This is a genomic window from Citrobacter portucalensis (genome assembly GCF_023374935.1).
GTDB lineage: Bacteria > Pseudomonadota > Gammaproteobacteria > Enterobacterales > Enterobacteriaceae > Citrobacter > Citrobacter portucalensis.
Map to the genome: position 1 here is coordinate 3,271,032 of NZ_CP092466.1, position 16,674 is coordinate 3,287,705.

A 16,674-nucleotide genomic window follows, 5' to 3' on the forward strand; every position below is an offset into this window, starting at 1 on the left:
CTTCTGCCGTTTTATTCATTTTTCAACTTTTCTATCCCGTATAAATCATTTCGATAAACAAAATCTCTCTGCCAGACTGCACAAATTGTTATCAATGTTAAATAAAAGCGAACAATTGGTTATAAGGGGAGATTGAAATTATGCGCGTCATTACTCTGGCGGGAAGCCCACGCTTCCCCTCTCGCTCCAGCGCGTTACTGGAATACGCCCGAGAAAAACTGAACGGCCAGGATGTCGAAGTCTGTCACTGGAATCTGCACAACTTTGCCCCAGAAGACCTGATTTATGCGCGCTTCGACAGCCCGTCGCTGAAAACCTTTGTCGAACAACTACACGACGCCGACGGATTGATTGTGGCAACACCAGTCTACAAAGCAGCTTACTCCGGTGCGTTGAAAACGTTGCTCGACCTGCTTCCCGAACGCGCACTGGAAGGCAAAGTGGTTTTGCCACTGGCAACAGGCGGTACCGTGGCGCATTTACTGGCCGTTGATTACGCACTTAAGCCGGTGCTGAGCGCGTTAAAAGCCCAGGAAATCCTGCACGGTGTTTTTGCTGATGATTCACAGGTGATTGATTATCAACATAAACCGCAGTTTACGCCCAACCTGCAACTGCGTCTGGACAATGCACTCGACACCTTCTGGCTGGCGTTGCATCGTCGCGACATCCAACTCCCTCAATTGAATGCTCTGCGAGGTGCCGCTCATGCTTGATTTTCTCAGGCGTCACACGCCTTGGCTGGCGTTGACCGGATTGCTGTCACTTTCAACGCTCGCCCATGCCGCAGAGTCTGCACCAGACGCGCTGCGCATAGGCTACCAGAAAGGGAGCGTCAGCATGGTGCTGGCTAAAAGCCATCAGCTACTGGAGAAACGCTACCCACAGACCAAAATCTCGTGGATTGAGTTCCCGGCAGGGCCGCAAATGCTGGAAGCACTCAATATCGGCAGTATCGATCTCGGCAGTACCGGTGACATTCCGCCGATTTTCGCCCAGGCAGCCGGGGCCGATCTGGTTTACGTGGGCGTCGAGCCGCCCAAACCGAAAGCCGAAGTGATTCTGGTGCCAAAAAATAGCCCGATCAAGAGCGTCGCGCAGCTTAAAGGACATAAAGTCGCCTTCCAGAAAGGCTCCAGCGCCCACAATTTACTGCTCCGGGCGCTGCAACAGGCCGGACTGAAATTTACCGATATTCAACCAACGTATCTGACTCCCGCCGATGCGCGAGCGGCCTTTCAGCAAGGAAACGTGGATGCGTGGGCTATCTGGGATCCCTATTATTCCGCCGCGTTACTGCAAGGTGATGTACGCGTACTGAAGGACGGCTCAGACCTCAAGCAAACCGGTTCGTTTTATCTCGCCGCCCGTCCTTATGCCGAGAAAAATGGCGCTTTTGTATTTGGCGTACTGGATACCTTTAGCCAGGCCGATGCGCTAACGCTCAACCAGCGCCAGCAAAGCATTACCCTGCTGGCCAAAACCATGGGGCTGCCAGAGCCGGTGATTGCGTCTTATCTTGATCACCGGCCGCCAACGACCATCTCGCCCGTCAGCGCCTCTGTTGCCGCTCTGCAACAACAAACCGCCGATCTGTTTTATGACAACCGTTTGGTGCCGAAAAAAATCGATATTCGCCAGCGTATCTGGCAACCCACTCAGCAGGCAGGAGAAAAATTATGAGTCTGAATATGTTCTGGTTTTTACCCACCCACGGTGACGGTCATTATCTTGGAACGGAAGAAGGTTCGCGCCCGGTCGATCACAGTTATCTGCAACAAATCGCGCAAACGGCCGATCGTCTTGGATTTACCGGCGTCCTGATCCCAACCGGTCGCTCTTGCGAAGATGCCTGGCTGGTCGCCGCTTCGATGATCCCGGTCACCCAGAGATTAAAGTTTCTGGTCGCGCTGCGCCCAAGCGTCACCTCGCCAACGGTTGCCGCACGTCAGGCTGCGACGCTCGACAGACTCTCAAATGGCCGGGCGTTATTTAACCTGGTGACCGGCAGCGATCCACAGGAGCTGGCAGGTGACGGCGTGTTCCTCGATCACACAGAACGATATGAAGCCTCTGCTGAATTTACTCAGGTCTGGCGGCGCTTGCTGCAAGGTGAAACGGTGGATTTCAACGGCAAACATATTCATGTCCGCGGCGCGAAGCTGCTTTTCCCTCCCGTTCAACAACCCCGGCCACCACTTTATTTTGGCGGCTCGTCTGATGTCGCACAAGACCTTGCTGCCGAGCAGGTTGATCTCTATCTGACCTGGGGCGAGCCGCCGGAACAGGTGAAAGCTAAGATTGAACAGCTGCGGGCCAAAGCAGCGGCGCTCGGGCGCAAGATCCGCTTTGGTATTCGTCTGCATGTGATCGTACGGGAGACAACCCACGAGGCGTGGCAGGCAGCGGATCGTCTGATAGCCCACCTTGATGACGACACCATTGCCAAAGCCCAGGCCGCCTTCTCAAGAACGGATTCGGTTGGTCAGCAGCGAATGGCTGCACTGCACAATGGTAAACGCGACAAACTGGAAATTAGTCCGAACCTGTGGGCAGGCGTTGGACTGGTACGCGGTGGCGCGGGTACCGCGCTGGTCGGAGATGGTCCGACTGTCGCGGCGCGTATCAACGAGTATGCCGCGCTGGGAATCGACAGCTTTGTGTTGTCCGGATACCCACATCTGGAAGAGGCGTACAAAGTTGGCGAGCTACTGTTCCCGCATCTGGATGTTTCGATACCTGAAATTCCACAGCCACAGCGTCTGCACCAACAAGGCGAAGCGGTTGCAAACGAATTTATCCCGCGCAAAATCGCGCAAAGCTAAGGAGCGGCTAATGGCAACGCCGAAAAACAGGTGGTTATTACGCCTCGCGCCCTGGTTTTTACCGGTAGGTTTGGTGGCGCTCTGGCAGCTCGCATCTTCAATGGGCTGGCTGTCCACTCGCATTCTGCCCTCTCCGGAAGGTGTTATCGAAGCTTTCTGGACGCTTTCCGCCAGCGGCGAGCTTTGGCAGCATCTGGCCATCAGTTCCTGGCGCGCGCTGATCGGATTCTCCATCGGTGGATCGATTGGCCTGACACTGGGACTTATCAGCGGTCTTTCGCGTTGGGGAGAACGCCTGCTGGATACCTCGGTGCAGATGCTGCGTAACGTACCGCATCTGGCGCTGATCCCGCTGGTGATTTTGTGGTTCGGCATTGATGAATCCGCCAAGATCTTTCTCGTGGCGTTGGGCACACTGTTCCCAATTTACATCAACACCTGGCATGGGATCCGTAATATCGATCGTGGGCTGGTAGAAATGGCGCGCAGCTATGGATTATCCGGCTTTTCACTGTTTGTTCATGTGATCCTCCCCGGCGCCCTGCCCTCGATTATGGTCGGCGTGCGTTTTGCTCTCGGGCTGATGTGGCTGACGCTGATTGTGGCGGAAACCATTTCTGCCAATGCCGGTATTGGTTACCTGGCGATGAACGCCCGCGAATTTCTGCAAACCGATGTGGTCGTGGTGGCCATTATTCTCTACGCCCTGCTCGGCAAACTTGCCGACGTCAGCGCCCAACTGCTGGAGCGAGTCTGGCTACGCTGGCATCCGGCTTACCATGTAAAGGAGGCTACCGTATGAATACCGCTCGCCTGAACCAGGGTACACCGCTGTTGCTGAGCGCCGTGACAAAACAATACGCCGCCAATACAGTGCTCAATCAATTAGATTTGCATATTCCGGCCGGACAGTTTGTTGCCGTGGTTGGCCGCAGCGGCGGTGGTAAAAGTACATTGCTGCGTCTGCTGGCAGGGCTGGAATCGCCCACCTCAGGCGCATTACTTGCCGGAACCACCCCACTGGCGGAAATTCAGGATGATACACGTATGATGTTCCAGGATGCGCGTCTGCTGCCATGGAAGACGGTTATCGATAATGTGGGCCTGGGTCTGAAAGGTCAGTGGCGCGATGCGGCCCGAGATGCGCTGGCCGCAGTTGGGCTGGAGAGTCGTGCTCACGAATGGCCGGCTGCGCTGTCCGGTGGACAAAAACAGCGTGTAGCCCTGGCACGGGCATTAATTCATCGCCCCGGTTTGCTGCTGCTGGATGAACCCCTCGGCGCTCTGGATGCCCTAACCCGCCTTGAAATGCAGGATCTGATCGTCTCTTTATGGCAAGAGCACGGCTTTACCGTACTGCTGGTCACTCATGACGTCAGTGAAGCGGTGGCAATGGCCGATCGCGTGTTGCTGATTGAGGACGGAAAAATCGGACTGGATCTTACGGTGGATATTCAGCGCCCCCGCCGTTTGGGATCGGTACGGTTAGCCGATCTGGAAGCAGAAGTGTTGAACCGGGTTATGAAACGCGGCGAGACGGAACAACCGATCCTTCGACATGGATAACCGCTCAGAAAACCAGGCCCGGTAGCGCTTACCGGGCCTTTTGCCGGATGGCGGCGTTACCGCCTTATCCGGCCTACTAAACTACAGGTCAACGTTTCAGGCTAACGCTTTGTCAATCTTCTCGAACAGATCGCCGGAGAGATTCTCCAGACCTTTCAGCTGTTCCAGCGCCGCACGCATTTTCGCCTGACGTTTTGCATCATAACGTTTTAAGCGAATCAGCGGCTCAATCAGACGTGACGCCACCTGCGGGTTACGACTATTAAGCTCAGTCAACATGTCGACCAGGAACTGATATCCACTACCATCTTCCGCATGGAATGCCGCCGGGTTGCTACCCGCAAAGGCACCGATCAGCGAACGAATTCGGTTCGGGTTACTCATACTGAAAGAGCGATGCTTCAGCAGGCCGCGTACCGTTTCCAGCACGTTTTTCGCCGGGCTGGTGGATTGCAGGATAAACCATTTGTCCATCACCAGACCGTCATGGTGCCACTTATCGTCATACTCCTGCATTAGCGCGTCGCGACAAGGCAGCTGCGCCGCCACTGCCGCGGATAGCGCCGCCAGCGCATCGGTCATATTGTTCGCTTCACGATACTGCTTGCTTACCAGTGTGTCAGCCAGATGAGTTTCGCCAAAGGCCAGGAAACGCAGGCAGGCGTTACGCAGCGTACGCTTGCCAATATCGGCATGCTCAACGCGGTACTCATCAAGATGATTAGCGTTATAGATGGCGAGGAATTCATCTGCCAGCTCGGCCGCCAGCGTGCGGGTTAACGCTTCGCGTACTTCGGTTATCGCCACCGGATCGATGATATCGAACAGTTCGGCTATTTCATTTACTGAAGGCAGCGTCAGGATCTCTGCCGCCAGCGCCGGATCGATTTTCTCATCCAGTAAAATTGCGCGGAATGCATCAGCCACGTGTACCGGCAGCGACAGCGGTTGTCCCTGCTGATGACGGGCAACGTTAAGCTTAATATAGGTCGCCAGCAGGCTTTGCGCCGCGTCCCAACGAGAGAAATCGTTACGCGCATGACGCATCAGGAAGGTCAACTGCTGATCGCTCCATTTGTATTCCAGTTTTACCGGCGCGGAGAATTCGCACAGCAGCGCCGGAACCGGCTGGAAGTAGACGTTATCAAAGACAAACGTCTGCTCTGCCTGGGTGACGTTGAGTACAGAATTCACCGGGTGCCCGCCTTTTTGTAGCGGGATCACTTTCCCTTCGTTGTCATACAACTCGAGGGCGAAAGGAATATGCAGCGGCTGTTTTTCGGCCTGATCCGGCGTGGCCGGCGTGCGCTGGCTGATCGTCAGCGTGTACTGCTCAGTTGACGGATTGTAGTCATCACGCACGGTCAGAATCGGCGTACCGGACTGACTGTACCAGCGGCGGAAATGGGAGAGATCAACGTTAGAAGCATCTTCCATCGCCTGCACGAAATCATCACAAGTTGCAGCACTTCCGTCATGACGCTCAAAGTACAGTTGCATCCCTTTCTGGAAGTTAGCCTCACCGAGCAGGGTGTGGATCATACGAATGACTTCAGCGCCCTTTTCGTACACGGTCAGGGTATAGAAGTTGTTCATTTCAATGACCATATCCGGACGGATAGGATGCGCCATCGGGCTGGCATCTTCAGCAAACTGCAGACCACGCATGGTGCGCACATTGCTGATGCGGTTTACCGCGCGTGAGCCGAGATCGGAACTGAACTCTTGATCGCGGAACACAGTTAAGCCTTCTTTCAGGCTCAACTGGAACCAGTCACGGCAGGTCACACGGTTGCCGGTCCAGTTGTGAAAATACTCATGACCGATAACGCGCTCAATATCGAGGTAGTCTTTGTCGGTGGCGGTATCGGTACGTGCCAGCACATATTTGGAGTTAAAGACGTTCAGACCTTTATTCTCCATCGCGCCCATGTTGAAGAAATCCACGGCGACAATCATATAGATGTCGAGGTCATACTCGAGGCCAAAGCGCTCTTCATCCCATTTCATGGAGTTTTTCAGCGAGGTCATCGCCCACGGCGCGCGGTCAAGGTTGCCGCGATCGACGTACAGTTCCAGCGCCACCTCACGCCCGGAACGGGTGGTAAAGGTATCGCGCAGAACGTCGAAATCACCGGCTACCAACGCAAACAGATAGCACGGTTTCGGGAACGGGTCCTGCCACTGTACCCAGTGACGACCATTTTCCAGTTCGCCCTGCGCCACACGGTTACCGTTGGAGAGCAGGAACGGATATTGGGTTTTATCGGCGATAATTTTGGTGGTAAAACGCGCCAGAACATCGGGTCTGTCGAGATACCAGGTAATATGGCGGAACCCTTCTGCTTCACACTGGGTGCACAGCGCTTCGCCAGACTGGTACAGCCCTTCCAGCGCAGTATTGGCCGCTGGGCTAATTTCATTCACGATACGCAGCGTAAAACGCTCCGGCAACTGACTAATGACCAGAGTGCCCTCTTCTTCTTTATACTCTGTCCACGGCTCGTCGTTCACGTGGATCGACACCAGGGTCAGATCTTCGCCATTCAGGCGCAGGGGCACATCAGACGCGCCATGACGGACAGCCTGGCTCACTGCGGTGACCACGGTTTTTTCAGCATCCAGGTCAAAGGTCAAGTCAATATCAGTAATCTGGTAATCCGGCGCACGATAGTCGTGACGGTATTTGGCTTGTGGCTGTTGTGTCATAAAAAAACCTTTAGCATCTTTAATAGAGTCTCGGCTTCAGTCTATTCCTGTTGCGTAAATCGCGCTACGCAGAATGTTCATCTTTTCAGGCACAAACACCCTTTTTGCTACATTTTCATAACACGTGGCACGAATTGCCCTCGACCAGAAAGAGAGCTTATGGTGTGATCGGGGTTCAATAAATCGCTAAACAGGGTATACTCCAGCGGTTTTCTTAGTTGTTTATTGTACTAAACGCTCCCGTGAGAGGATGCTACTGCGCACCTATGACACAATTCGCTTCTCCTGTTCTGCACTCGCTGCTGGATACAGACGCTTATAAGTTGCATATGCAGCAAGCCGTTTTTCACCACTACTATGATGTACAAGTAGCGGCTGAATTTCGTTGCCGTGGCGATGACCTGCTCGGTATTTATGCCGATTCTATTCGTGAGCAGGTGAATGCTATGCAGCACCTGCGACTGCAGGAGGATGAGTACCAGTGGCTCTCCGGCCTGCCATTCTTTAAAGCTGATTACCTCACCTGGCTACGTGATTTCCGCTATAACCCGGAACAGGTTCACGTCACCAATGATAACGGCAAGCTAAACATCCGCTTAACCGGGCCATGGCGTGAAGTGATCATGTGGGAAGTTCCGCTGTTGGCGGTTATCAGTGAACTGGTGCACCGTTACCGTTCACCTGAATCAGGCGTCCCGCAGGCACTCGATGAGCTGGAAAGCAAACTAGTCGAATTCTCTGCTTTAACGAAAGATGTCGATATGTCCCGCTTCCATCTGATGGATTTCGGTACGCGCCGTCGTTTTTCGCGCGAAGTACAGCAGGCTATCGTTAAACGCCTGCAGCAAGAGCCTTGGTTTGTCGGCACCAGTAACTACGATCTGGCCCGCCGCCTGTCATTAACCCCAATGGGTACGCAGGCGCATGAGTGGTTCCAGGCTCATCAGCAAATCAGTCCAGAACTTGCCACCAGCCAGCGCGTAGCCCTGGCAGCCTGGTTAAATGAATACCCTGATCAACTCGGCATTGCATTGACCGATTGCATCACCATGGACGCATTTTTACGCGACTTTGGCGTTGAGTTCGCTACCCGCTACCAAGGGTTACGCCATGACTCAGGCGATCCGGTGGAATGGGGTGAAAAAGCCATCGCTCATTATGAAAAACTGGGTATTGATCCGCTGAGCAAAACGCTGGTCTTCTCAGATAATCTCGATCTGAAAAAAGCGATTGAACTCTACCGCCACTTCTCTTCCCGCGTACAGTTGAGTTTTGGTATTGGGACACGGCTAACATGCGACATTCCGCAGGTTAAGCCACTCAATATTGTGATCAAGCTGGTGGAATGTAACGGCAAACCGGTGGCGAAGTTATCTGACAGCCCGGGTAAAACCATCTGCCACGATAAAGCATTTGTTCGTGCACTGCGCAAAGCCTTCGATCTCCCGCATATCAAAAAAGCCAGTTAAGCCTTCCAGGGAGCCATTTTGGCTCCCTTTTTCGCGTTTATTTCCGAAATCTTTCACTCCAGCTACGAATTCTGCTTGTCTGATTGCAGATGCCAGGTAACATAGGTATCCCCCCATTACGGGTGGACATGTGTTTATATATCCGACTATTAACAGAGAGAATATTATGAGCGTTGTGCCTGTAGCCGACGTACTCCAGGGCCGCGTAGCCGTTGACAGCGAAGTCACCGTGCGCGGATGGGTGCGTACCCGCCGAGATTCAAAAGCTGGCATCTCCTTCCTCGCCGTTTATGACGGTTCCTGCTTTGATCCTGTACAGGCCGTCATCAATAATTCTCTGCCCAATTACAATCAGGACGTACTGCGCCTGACGACGGGTTGTTCAGTTATCGTAACGGGTAAAGTCGTTGCATCTCCTGGACAAGGACAGAGCTTTGAAATTCAGGCCACTGAGGTTGAAGTAACCGGCTGGGTTGAAGATCCTGACACTTACCCAATGGCAGCCAAGCGTCACAGCATTGAGTATCTGCGTGAAGTGGCGCACATGCGTCCGCGTACCAACATGATTGGTGCGGTAGCGCGTGTACGTCATACGCTGGCGCAAGCTCTGCATCGTTTCTTCCACGAGCAGGGTTTCTTTTGGGTATCGACTCCGTTGATCACCGCTTCCGATACGGAAGGTGCCGGTGAAATGTTCCGTGTTTCTACGCTGGATCTGGAAAACCTGCCGCGTAACGATCAAGGCAAAGTCGATTTCGATAAAGACTTCTTTGGTAAAGAAGCCTTCCTGACCGTTTCCGGTCAGCTGAACGGTGAAACCTACGCCTGCGCCCTGTCCAAAATTTATACTTTTGGCCCGACGTTCCGTGCAGAAAACTCTAACACCAGTCGTCACCTGGCAGAGTTCTGGATGCTGGAACCAGAAGTGGCTTTTGCTGACCTGAATGATGTTGCAGGCCTGGCTGAAGCGATGCTGAAGTACGCGTTTAAAGCCGTACTGGCAGAGCGTGCGGATGATATGAAATTCTTCGCTGAACGTGTCGACAAAGATGCGATTTCACGCCTGGAACGTTTCATTGACGCCGACTTCGCGCAGGTGGACTACACCGACGCGGTAAGCATTCTCGAAAAATGCGGCAAGCAGTTTGAAAACCCGGTTTACTGGGGAGTGGATCTCTCTTCCGAGCACGAACGTTATCTTGCTGAAGAGCACTTTAAAGCGCCGGTGGTGGTGAAAAACTACCCGAAAGATATCAAAGCGTTTTATATGCGCCTTAACGAAGACGGTAAAACCGTTGCTGCAATGGACGTACTGGCCCCGGGAATCGGTGAAATCATCGGTGGTTCTCAGCGTGAAGAGCGCCTGGACGTGCTGGATGCCCGTATGCTGGAAATGGGTCTGAACAAAGAGGATTACTGGTGGTATCGCGACCTGCGTCGCTACGGTACCGTTCCGCATTCCGGCTTCGGATTGGGCTTCGAGCGTCTGATCGCTTACGTCACCGGCGTACAGAACGTCCGTGACGTTATTCCGTTCCCGCGTACTCCACGTAACGCCACCTTCTAAACGTGCGTTATTGTTTCAAAGGCCAGCATTGCTGGCCTTTTTTATACCCTTTTCGTGTTATCTGGATACCCATCTCACGTTAAACACAACCTTTCACCCCCCTCCACCTGTTACGTAATATTTCATCGCAATACATTTGCACAAAAAATAATCAGCAATTTTATTGTGGATTAGCATTTTCTGATTAAATAGTACATTTTTTAGCCTCACGCACGGCACTCCAGACGTCCAAAAATCGTTACCTGTAAAATCCGAACTTTCCTGCATAACGGATAAAAAATGACCTTAGCAAAATTAAACATAAGAAAATCATATAAATAGAAATAAAAACGAGAATTTTAAGCGCAGGGGCATCCGAAGTTTGACGCTGTTCACAAAGTTGCACAAAAATAACATTTTGTTACACATTTTTTCTTTTTGAAACCAAATCTTTATATTTGTAGCACTTTGACGGTAGCGAAACGGTAGTTTGAATGGAAAGATGCCTGTCAGACACATAAAGACACCAAACTCTCATCAATAGTTCCGTAAATTTTGATTGACGGAATTTATTGGCGGCAGTGGCAGGTGTCATATAAAAACCGATGAGGGTAATAAATAATGATGAAGCGCAATATTCTGGCAGTGGTTATCCCTGCTCTGCTGGTAGCCGGGGCAGCTAACGCTGCAGAAGTTTATAACAAAGATGGCAACAAACTGGATATCTACGGTAAAACCGTTGGTCTGCACTATTTCTCTGACAGCGCTGATAACGATGGCGATCAGACTTATGCTCGTCTTGGTTTCAAAGGGGAAACTCAGATTAATTCCGATCTGTCCGGCTACGGTCAGTGGGAATACAACTTTGCCGGTAACAATTCTGAAGGCGGCAGCGACGCTCAGAACGGTAACAAAACCCGTCTGGCATTTGCTGGTCTGAAATATGCCGATCTGGGCTCTTTCGACTACGGTCGTAACTACGGTATCGTTTACGATGCGCTGGGTTACACCGATATGCTGCCAGAGTTTGGTGGTGATACCGCGTACAGCGACAACTTCTTCGTTGGTCGTGTTGGTGGTGTTGCAACCTACCGTAACTCTAACTTCTTCGGTCTGGTTGACGGCCTGAACTTCGGTATCCAGTATCTGGGTAAAAACGAGCGTGATGGCAATACCGGTCGTTCTAACGGCGATGGCGTTGGCGGATCTGTAAGCTACGAAATGGATGGCTTCGGTATCGTCGGTGCATACGGCGCTGCTGACCGCACCAACGCGCAGGAAAACTCTTTCTACGGCAACGGCGGTAAAAAAGCTGAGCAGTGGGCTACCGGGGTGAAATACGATGCTAACAACATCTACCTGGCGGCAAACTACGGTGAAACCCGTAACGCAACCCGCATCTCAGGTGCTGGTAACAGCGGCTTCGCAAACAAAACTGAAGACGTGTTCGTCGTTGCTCAGTACCAGTTCGATTTCGGTCTGCGTCCGTCCATCTCCTACAACAAATCTAAAGCGAAAGACGTAGAAGGTATCGGTGACGTAGATCTGGTTGATTACTTCGAAGTTGGTGCGACCTACTACTTCAACAAAAACATGTCCACCTATGTTGACTACCAGATCAACCAGATTGACTCTGACAACAAACTGGGCGTGAACTCTGACGACATCGTTGCAGTCGGTATCGTTTACCAGTTCTAATAGCAGACCTCTTTGTTAAATGCCTAAAAAACAGGACTTCGGTCCTGTTTTTTTATCTCTGCTAGCGGATTCTTGCGTCTTAAAAAAACACCTCAGCTTTTCGTCAGTAACGGTTGGCATTTTGTAAATCTACCGTTAACCTGATAGCGGACTTCCCTTCTGTAATCACTATGGAACCTCGTCATGTTTGAGAACATTACCGCCGCTCCTGCCGACCCCATTTTGGGTCTGGCTGATTTGTTTCGTACCGATGACCGCCCTGGAAAAATAAACCTCGGGATCGGTGTATATAAAGATGAGACAGGCAAAACGCCGGTACTGACCAGCGTTAAAAAAGCCGAGCAATATATACTGGAAAATGAAACCACCAAAAATTACCTTGGCATTGACGGTATTCCAGAGTTTGGTCGTTGCACTCAGGAATTACTGTTTGGTAAAGAGAGTTCGCTTATCAACGACAAACGCGCACGTACAGCACAGACCCCTGGCGGTACTGGCGCACTGCGTGTGGCAGCTGATTTCCTGGCGAAAAACACGTCGGCTAAACGCGTATGGGTGAGCAATCCAAGCTGGCCTAACCATAAGAGCGTGTTTAACTCCGCCGGTCTGGAAGTTCGTGAATACAACTATTACGATGCGGCGAACCATTCTTTAGACTTTGATGCGCTGCTGGCAAGCCTCAGCGAAGCGCAGGCTGGCGACGTGGTGTTATTTCACGGCTGCTGCCATAACCCAACCGGTATCGACCCTACTCTGGAGCAGTGGCAAACGCTGGCCCAGCTTTCTGTCGAAAAAGGTTGGTTGCCGCTGTTTGACTTCGCATACCAGGGCTTTGCCCGTGGCCTGGAAGAAGATGCAGAAGGTCTGCGCGCATTCGCAGCGCTGCACAAAGAGCTGATCGTCGCTAGCTCCTACTCCAAGAACTTTGGTCTGTACAATGAGCGCGTAGGCGCCTGTACGCTGGTTGCAGCCGATGCTGAAACCGTTGACCGTGCGTTTAGCCAGATGAAATCCGCCATTCGCGCTAACTACTCCAACCCGCCAGCACACGGCGCTTCCGTCGTCGCCACTATTCTGAGCAACGACGCGCTGCGTGCTATCTGGGAACAGGAACTGACTGATATGCGCCAACGCATTCAGCGCATGCGTCTACTGTTCGTGAATACGCTGCAGGAGAAAGGTGCAAACCGCGACTTCAGCTTTATCATCAAACAGAACGGCATGTTCTCATTCAGCGGCCTGACCAAAGAACAGGTTCTGCGTCTGCGTGAAGAATTTGGCGTCTATGCCGTCGCTTCCGGACGCGTAAACGTGGCAGGAATGACGCCAGATAATATGGCGCCGCTGTGCGAAGCGATTGTCGCAGTACTGTAATCTATCGCACACAAAAAAGGCCGCAAACGCGGCCTTTTTATTTATTAAACGAATTACCAGACAGGCATTTCATCCTGCAGGAACGGGTTATGTAGCCGTTCATTACCCAGCGTAGAGAGTGGGCCGTGACCCGGAATAAACGTCACGTCATCGCCTAACGGCAATAGTTTACGTTTAATCGAATCGATCAGTTGGCTGTGATCACCGCGCGGGAAATCGCTGCGCCCTACGCCACCTTTGAAAATCACATCACCAGAAATCAGTAATTTTGATTGCTCATCAAAGAAGACCACATGTCCCGGTGTATGACCCGGACAATGCAGAACCTGTAACGTCACGTTGCCAACGCTTATCCGGTCACCTTCATTCAACCAGCGATCGGGCGTCAGCGGCTCACAATCTCCCAGGCCAAACATGCGGCTCTGAGCAGGGAGTCCCTGTAACCAGAACTCATCTTCTTTTTCCGGGCCAATAACCGGTACACCATAATGCTGTGCCAGTTCAGCCGCCGCTCCAACATGGTCAAGATGACCGTGAGTAAGCAGGATCTGCATTAGCGTCAGACCGCTGGCATCCACTTCCTGTTTGATTTTCTCGGCATCGCCGCCGGGATCGACCAGCGCGGCCAGACGAGTTTGCTCACACCAGATTAGCGAGCAGTTCTGGGCGAAGGCAGTGACCGGAATAATACGATAGTTCATACAGCTCCTGTTTCATTAAGCTTATGGATCACCAGTGCCGTGCAGGGCCGGTGTCAATATGCACAAAGTTACTGCTGGGGTAGTATCCTACACCACCTGCGCGCATAGATAACGCAGCTTTGCGAATATTACTTAATGCAATGCCTTCAATATGAAAATCCATGGCCTGACCTTTAGTGTGGTAGCTTTTCTTGGCCACACCACGGCTACGTGCACGGAGTTCATTATTGGTATCGATAGAGCGATAGCCTGAAATCAGCTGTACGGGTTTACGCGTGCCAAGCAGACCCTGCAGACGGAAGAGTTGATCAAACAATCCCGGGTCAATGGATTTCACTTTATTGGCCCGAAAGTCACGGAAAAAGTGGTTAAGTTTTGCTAATTCGTCCTGAATATAGCCCCTGCCATCAAAAAACTCTGCTTTTATTGACTCACCGGTATGCAGGTTATTCAGAGTCAATATACGCGGACGTGGGGTAGAGAGTGTTGCAAACGCAGGCGTAGGCAAGATGGCAGCGCCGAGGGCAATACCACCAAGCGCCAGCAGTTTGCGGCGATTAGCGTCAAATTTGTCCATGGTATTAAGGTCTACAAGGTCAATGTTATCGTATGTATGCTCTAGCGCACGCGGGAAACCTTATCTGGCTAAGTAGTCCACGTCAAGGCTCCCAACCCCAGGAAATACGGGGCTCACAGCCATTTTGCCCCGTTTCCAGCATAACTTACGACAATCATTTTCCTCGAACTGCTTCATTTATCTGATTAATTGCTCGGCTTTTGACACAATTTGTGCGCTGGATCGCGCTGTCAGATCGTAATTGTAAATATCTGTACGATACTGCGTGCGCCCATCAGGGCCGACAAATGCGGTCAGATAGTAGAGGTTGACCGGAATATTCTGGCGAATATTCACATACCGCGTATCCCCTTGCTTCAGGGCATCCGAGATGCGTGAATCATTCCAACCCGCGTCCTGTAGCAGCATATTCGCCAGCTCAGATGCCTTGTTCACACGCACGCATCCGGAGCTTAACGCCCGCGTATCTTTCTGGAACAGATTGTGGTTCGGCGTATCGTGCAGATAAATAGCGTCCGAACTCGGCATATTGAATTTATAGCGTCCGAGCGAGTTACGTGCACCCGGAGCCTGCTGAAAGCGGAACGGCAGATTGGACGCAGTGATGGTCGCCCAATCAACCTGCCACGGATCTATCGTCTCTTTACTGTTCCAGCCGCGCATTACGGTATAGCCATGACGTTCAAGATATCCCGGATCATTCCATAACTTAGGCAGAATATCTTTACGTGCCAGCGTCGGCGGAACGTTCCACGGTGGGTTAACGACCACGTTATTTAGCGCACTGCTCATCATCGGCGTTTTACGATCGGGACGCCCGACAATAACGCGCGAGGCCAGCACCTGATTGCCATTCTGATAATAAACCAGCGAATAGGCAGGAATGTTCACCATGATACCGGTAGACAGCTCACTCGGCAGCAGGCGTAAGCGCTGAATATTTAACGCCAGCACGCCCGCACGCTGAGCAGGCGTCACGTTCAGCCAGTCACGTGTGGCTGGACCAATCGCGCCATCTGCGCCAAGTCCCTGCCACGTCTGAAAACGCTTTACCGCATCAACCAATTCACGATCGTAGGTGCCACGCCCTTCTTTGCCAGACGTACTGACGGCAGGCTCCTGCATCCCGGTTCGGCGCAAAATTTCACGCAGCGCGGGAATGTCATTACTCCAATCCCCCGGACGCAGCGTTACTGTACTGGTGAGCTGCGGCCAGGGACGTGTATCGCCCACCAGCTTGAGCAGTGATTCATGCATGGCTGCATACTGCGGATGTTGAGGCGCAAGGCTGGCCACAAATGAAGTCAGTTGACCGTTATCCAGTGCGACCTGCCACTGATTGATGACGGAAATCGGCGGCGTCGTTAGCGCATAGGGCTTATCGCTGTAAAGCCAGCGATTACCTTTGACAGGGATGTTAGCGATAAAGTGCAGATACCCCATCATCGCATCAGAGAGCACAATGTCTCTCGCCTGACCGGTTACTGCCGGGTCAGTCAGAAGTGCAACCCAGGTAGTGAACTGCGGCTGAAAGCCGGCAATTGCGACCTCGGCTAACTGTTGCTGAAATGCCTTTACCGCATCACGATTTTCCCACATCGGCTTCATTTCGCGTGCGGCATACAGCAGTTCCAGCTGGCTCATGTAAACCGGCGTATAACCTGCTGGCAGTTGAGAGTGTATTTCAGCGCGGGCTTTATCGACAGACACGCCTTCTGGCAGCGGTTGAATACCCGCCATGATAGCCGTCGCAGAAGATTGAACCTGCGGCTGCGATAATGCTGTTGGCTGTTCACTGACGGTCGCAGAGCTATCGCCAGGGATCATTTCAGGCTCATCGGCCTGAGCATTGAACAGTGGAGCGAATGTTACGGCCAGGCACAAACTGATTGCCGACAGCCGACGACCACACATTTTATTAAGCAACATCCCTTGCCCCCTGTTTTCTTTATCATACTCTGAATAGCCAGGCCGTCTGTATTCCCCTTTATTCTGACGAGGGTCGGACCTGTAAAACGCCAATACAAACTGAAGTATGACGAGCAAGCCTGTGACGCGTTAGGCTCACCTTTAGTATATAAACATCAAAAACTTTTTGCCTAACCTAATGTAAAGAAGTCTAAAGAAATTACACCAGGCATGAAGTCTTTTCGGAAAAAAATAAGGCGGCCATGTAGCCGTAATGCCAGTCAGTTAGCGCCTCAGTCTC

General features: G+C 52.1%; 13 protein-coding genes. 9 read left to right on the forward strand and 4 right to left on the reverse strand.

What is annotated here, in order from left to right; translation table 11 throughout:
• Positions 1–140: 140 nt before the first annotated feature.
• Genes ssuE through ssuB form a run of 5 tightly spaced genes read left to right on the forward strand, consistent with a single transcriptional unit; the run spans position 141 to position 4,391 of the window.
• Positions 141–716 (forward strand): NADPH-dependent FMN reductase, encoded by a 576-nt coding sequence (ssuE, locus tag LY264_RS16045; RefSeq protein WP_048227022.1) that lies wholly within the window; start codon positions 141–143, stop codon positions 714–716.
• Complete coding sequence (locus LY264_RS16050) at positions 709–1,683, forward strand: sulfonate ABC transporter substrate-binding protein (protein WP_048227023.1); 975 nt, start codon at positions 709–711, stop codon at positions 1,681–1,683. Before ssuE ends, LY264_RS16050 begins: the two co-directional genes overlap by 8 nt.
• Positions 1,680–2,825, forward strand: coding sequence for an FMNH2-dependent alkanesulfonate monooxygenase (ssuD, locus tag LY264_RS16055; RefSeq protein ID WP_048227024.1), 1,146 nt, complete (start codon positions 1,680–1,682; stop codon positions 2,823–2,825). The genes LY264_RS16050 and ssuD overlap by 4 nt, the downstream gene beginning before the upstream one ends.
• 10 nt (positions 2,826–2,835) lie before the next feature.
• A complete protein-coding gene (ssuC, locus tag LY264_RS16060) occupies positions 2,836–3,627 on the forward strand; it encodes an aliphatic sulfonate ABC transporter permease SsuC (protein WP_048227025.1) in 792 nt (263 codons plus the stop codon).
• Positions 3,624–4,391 (forward strand): aliphatic sulfonates ABC transporter ATP-binding protein, encoded by a 768-nt coding sequence (ssuB, locus tag LY264_RS16065; protein WP_032942896.1) that lies wholly within the window; start codon positions 3,624–3,626, stop codon positions 4,389–4,391. Before ssuC ends, ssuB begins: the two co-directional genes overlap by 4 nt.
• Positions 4,392–4,487: 96 nt before the next feature.
• On the opposite strand, the gene pepN is transcribed toward ssuB, so the two are convergent.
• Positions 4,488–7,100, reverse strand: a complete 2,613-nt coding sequence (gene pepN / locus LY264_RS16070; protein WP_048214512.1) for an aminopeptidase N — start codon at positions 7,098–7,100, stop codon at positions 4,488–4,490.
• A 266-nt stretch (positions 7,101–7,366) separates the two neighbouring features.
• Here pepN and pncB point away from each other — a divergent pair, with 266 nt between their 5' ends.
• From pncB to aspC, 4 genes are all read left to right on the forward strand, one after another.
• Positions 7,367–8,569, forward strand: coding sequence for a nicotinate phosphoribosyltransferase (pncB, locus tag LY264_RS16075; RefSeq protein ID WP_020996513.1), 1,203 nt, complete (start codon positions 7,367–7,369; stop codon positions 8,567–8,569).
• Positions 8,570–8,735: 166 nt separating this feature from the next.
• Positions 8,736–10,136, forward strand: a complete 1,401-nt coding sequence (gene asnS / locus LY264_RS16080) for an asparagine--tRNA ligase (protein ID WP_020996514.1) — start codon at positions 8,736–8,738, stop codon at positions 10,134–10,136.
• 600 nt (positions 10,137–10,736) lie between these two features.
• A complete protein-coding gene (ompF, locus tag LY264_RS16085) occupies positions 10,737–11,813 on the forward strand; it encodes a porin OmpF (protein WP_048225870.1) in 1,077 nt (358 codons plus the stop codon).
• A 183-nt stretch (positions 11,814–11,996) separates the two neighbouring features.
• The gene (gene aspC / locus LY264_RS16090; protein WP_048225872.1) at positions 11,997–13,187 is read left to right on the forward strand and encodes an aspartate transaminase; all 1,191 of its coding nucleotides are present in this window, start codon (positions 11,997–11,999) and stop codon (positions 13,185–13,187) included.
• 53 nt (positions 13,188–13,240) lie between these two features.
• Here aspC and LY264_RS16095 read toward each other — a convergent pair whose 3' ends face one another.
• From LY264_RS16095 to ldtD, 3 genes are all read right to left on the reverse strand, one after another.
• The gene (locus tag LY264_RS16095; protein WP_003831949.1) at positions 13,241–13,888 is read right to left on the reverse strand and encodes an MBL fold metallo-hydrolase; all 648 of its coding nucleotides are present in this window, start codon (positions 13,886–13,888) and stop codon (positions 13,241–13,243) included.
• Between the two features lie 28 nt (positions 13,889–13,916).
• Positions 13,917–14,465, reverse strand: coding sequence for a peptidoglycan L,D-endopeptidase MepK (mepK, locus tag LY264_RS16100; RefSeq protein ID WP_003831948.1), 549 nt, complete (start codon positions 14,463–14,465; stop codon positions 13,917–13,919).
• Between the two features lie 177 nt (positions 14,466–14,642).
• Positions 14,643–16,394 (reverse strand): L,D-transpeptidase, encoded by a 1,752-nt coding sequence (gene ldtD / locus LY264_RS16105; RefSeq protein ID WP_048225874.1) that lies wholly within the window; start codon positions 16,392–16,394, stop codon positions 14,643–14,645.
• Positions 16,395–16,674: the final 280 nt, after the last annotated feature.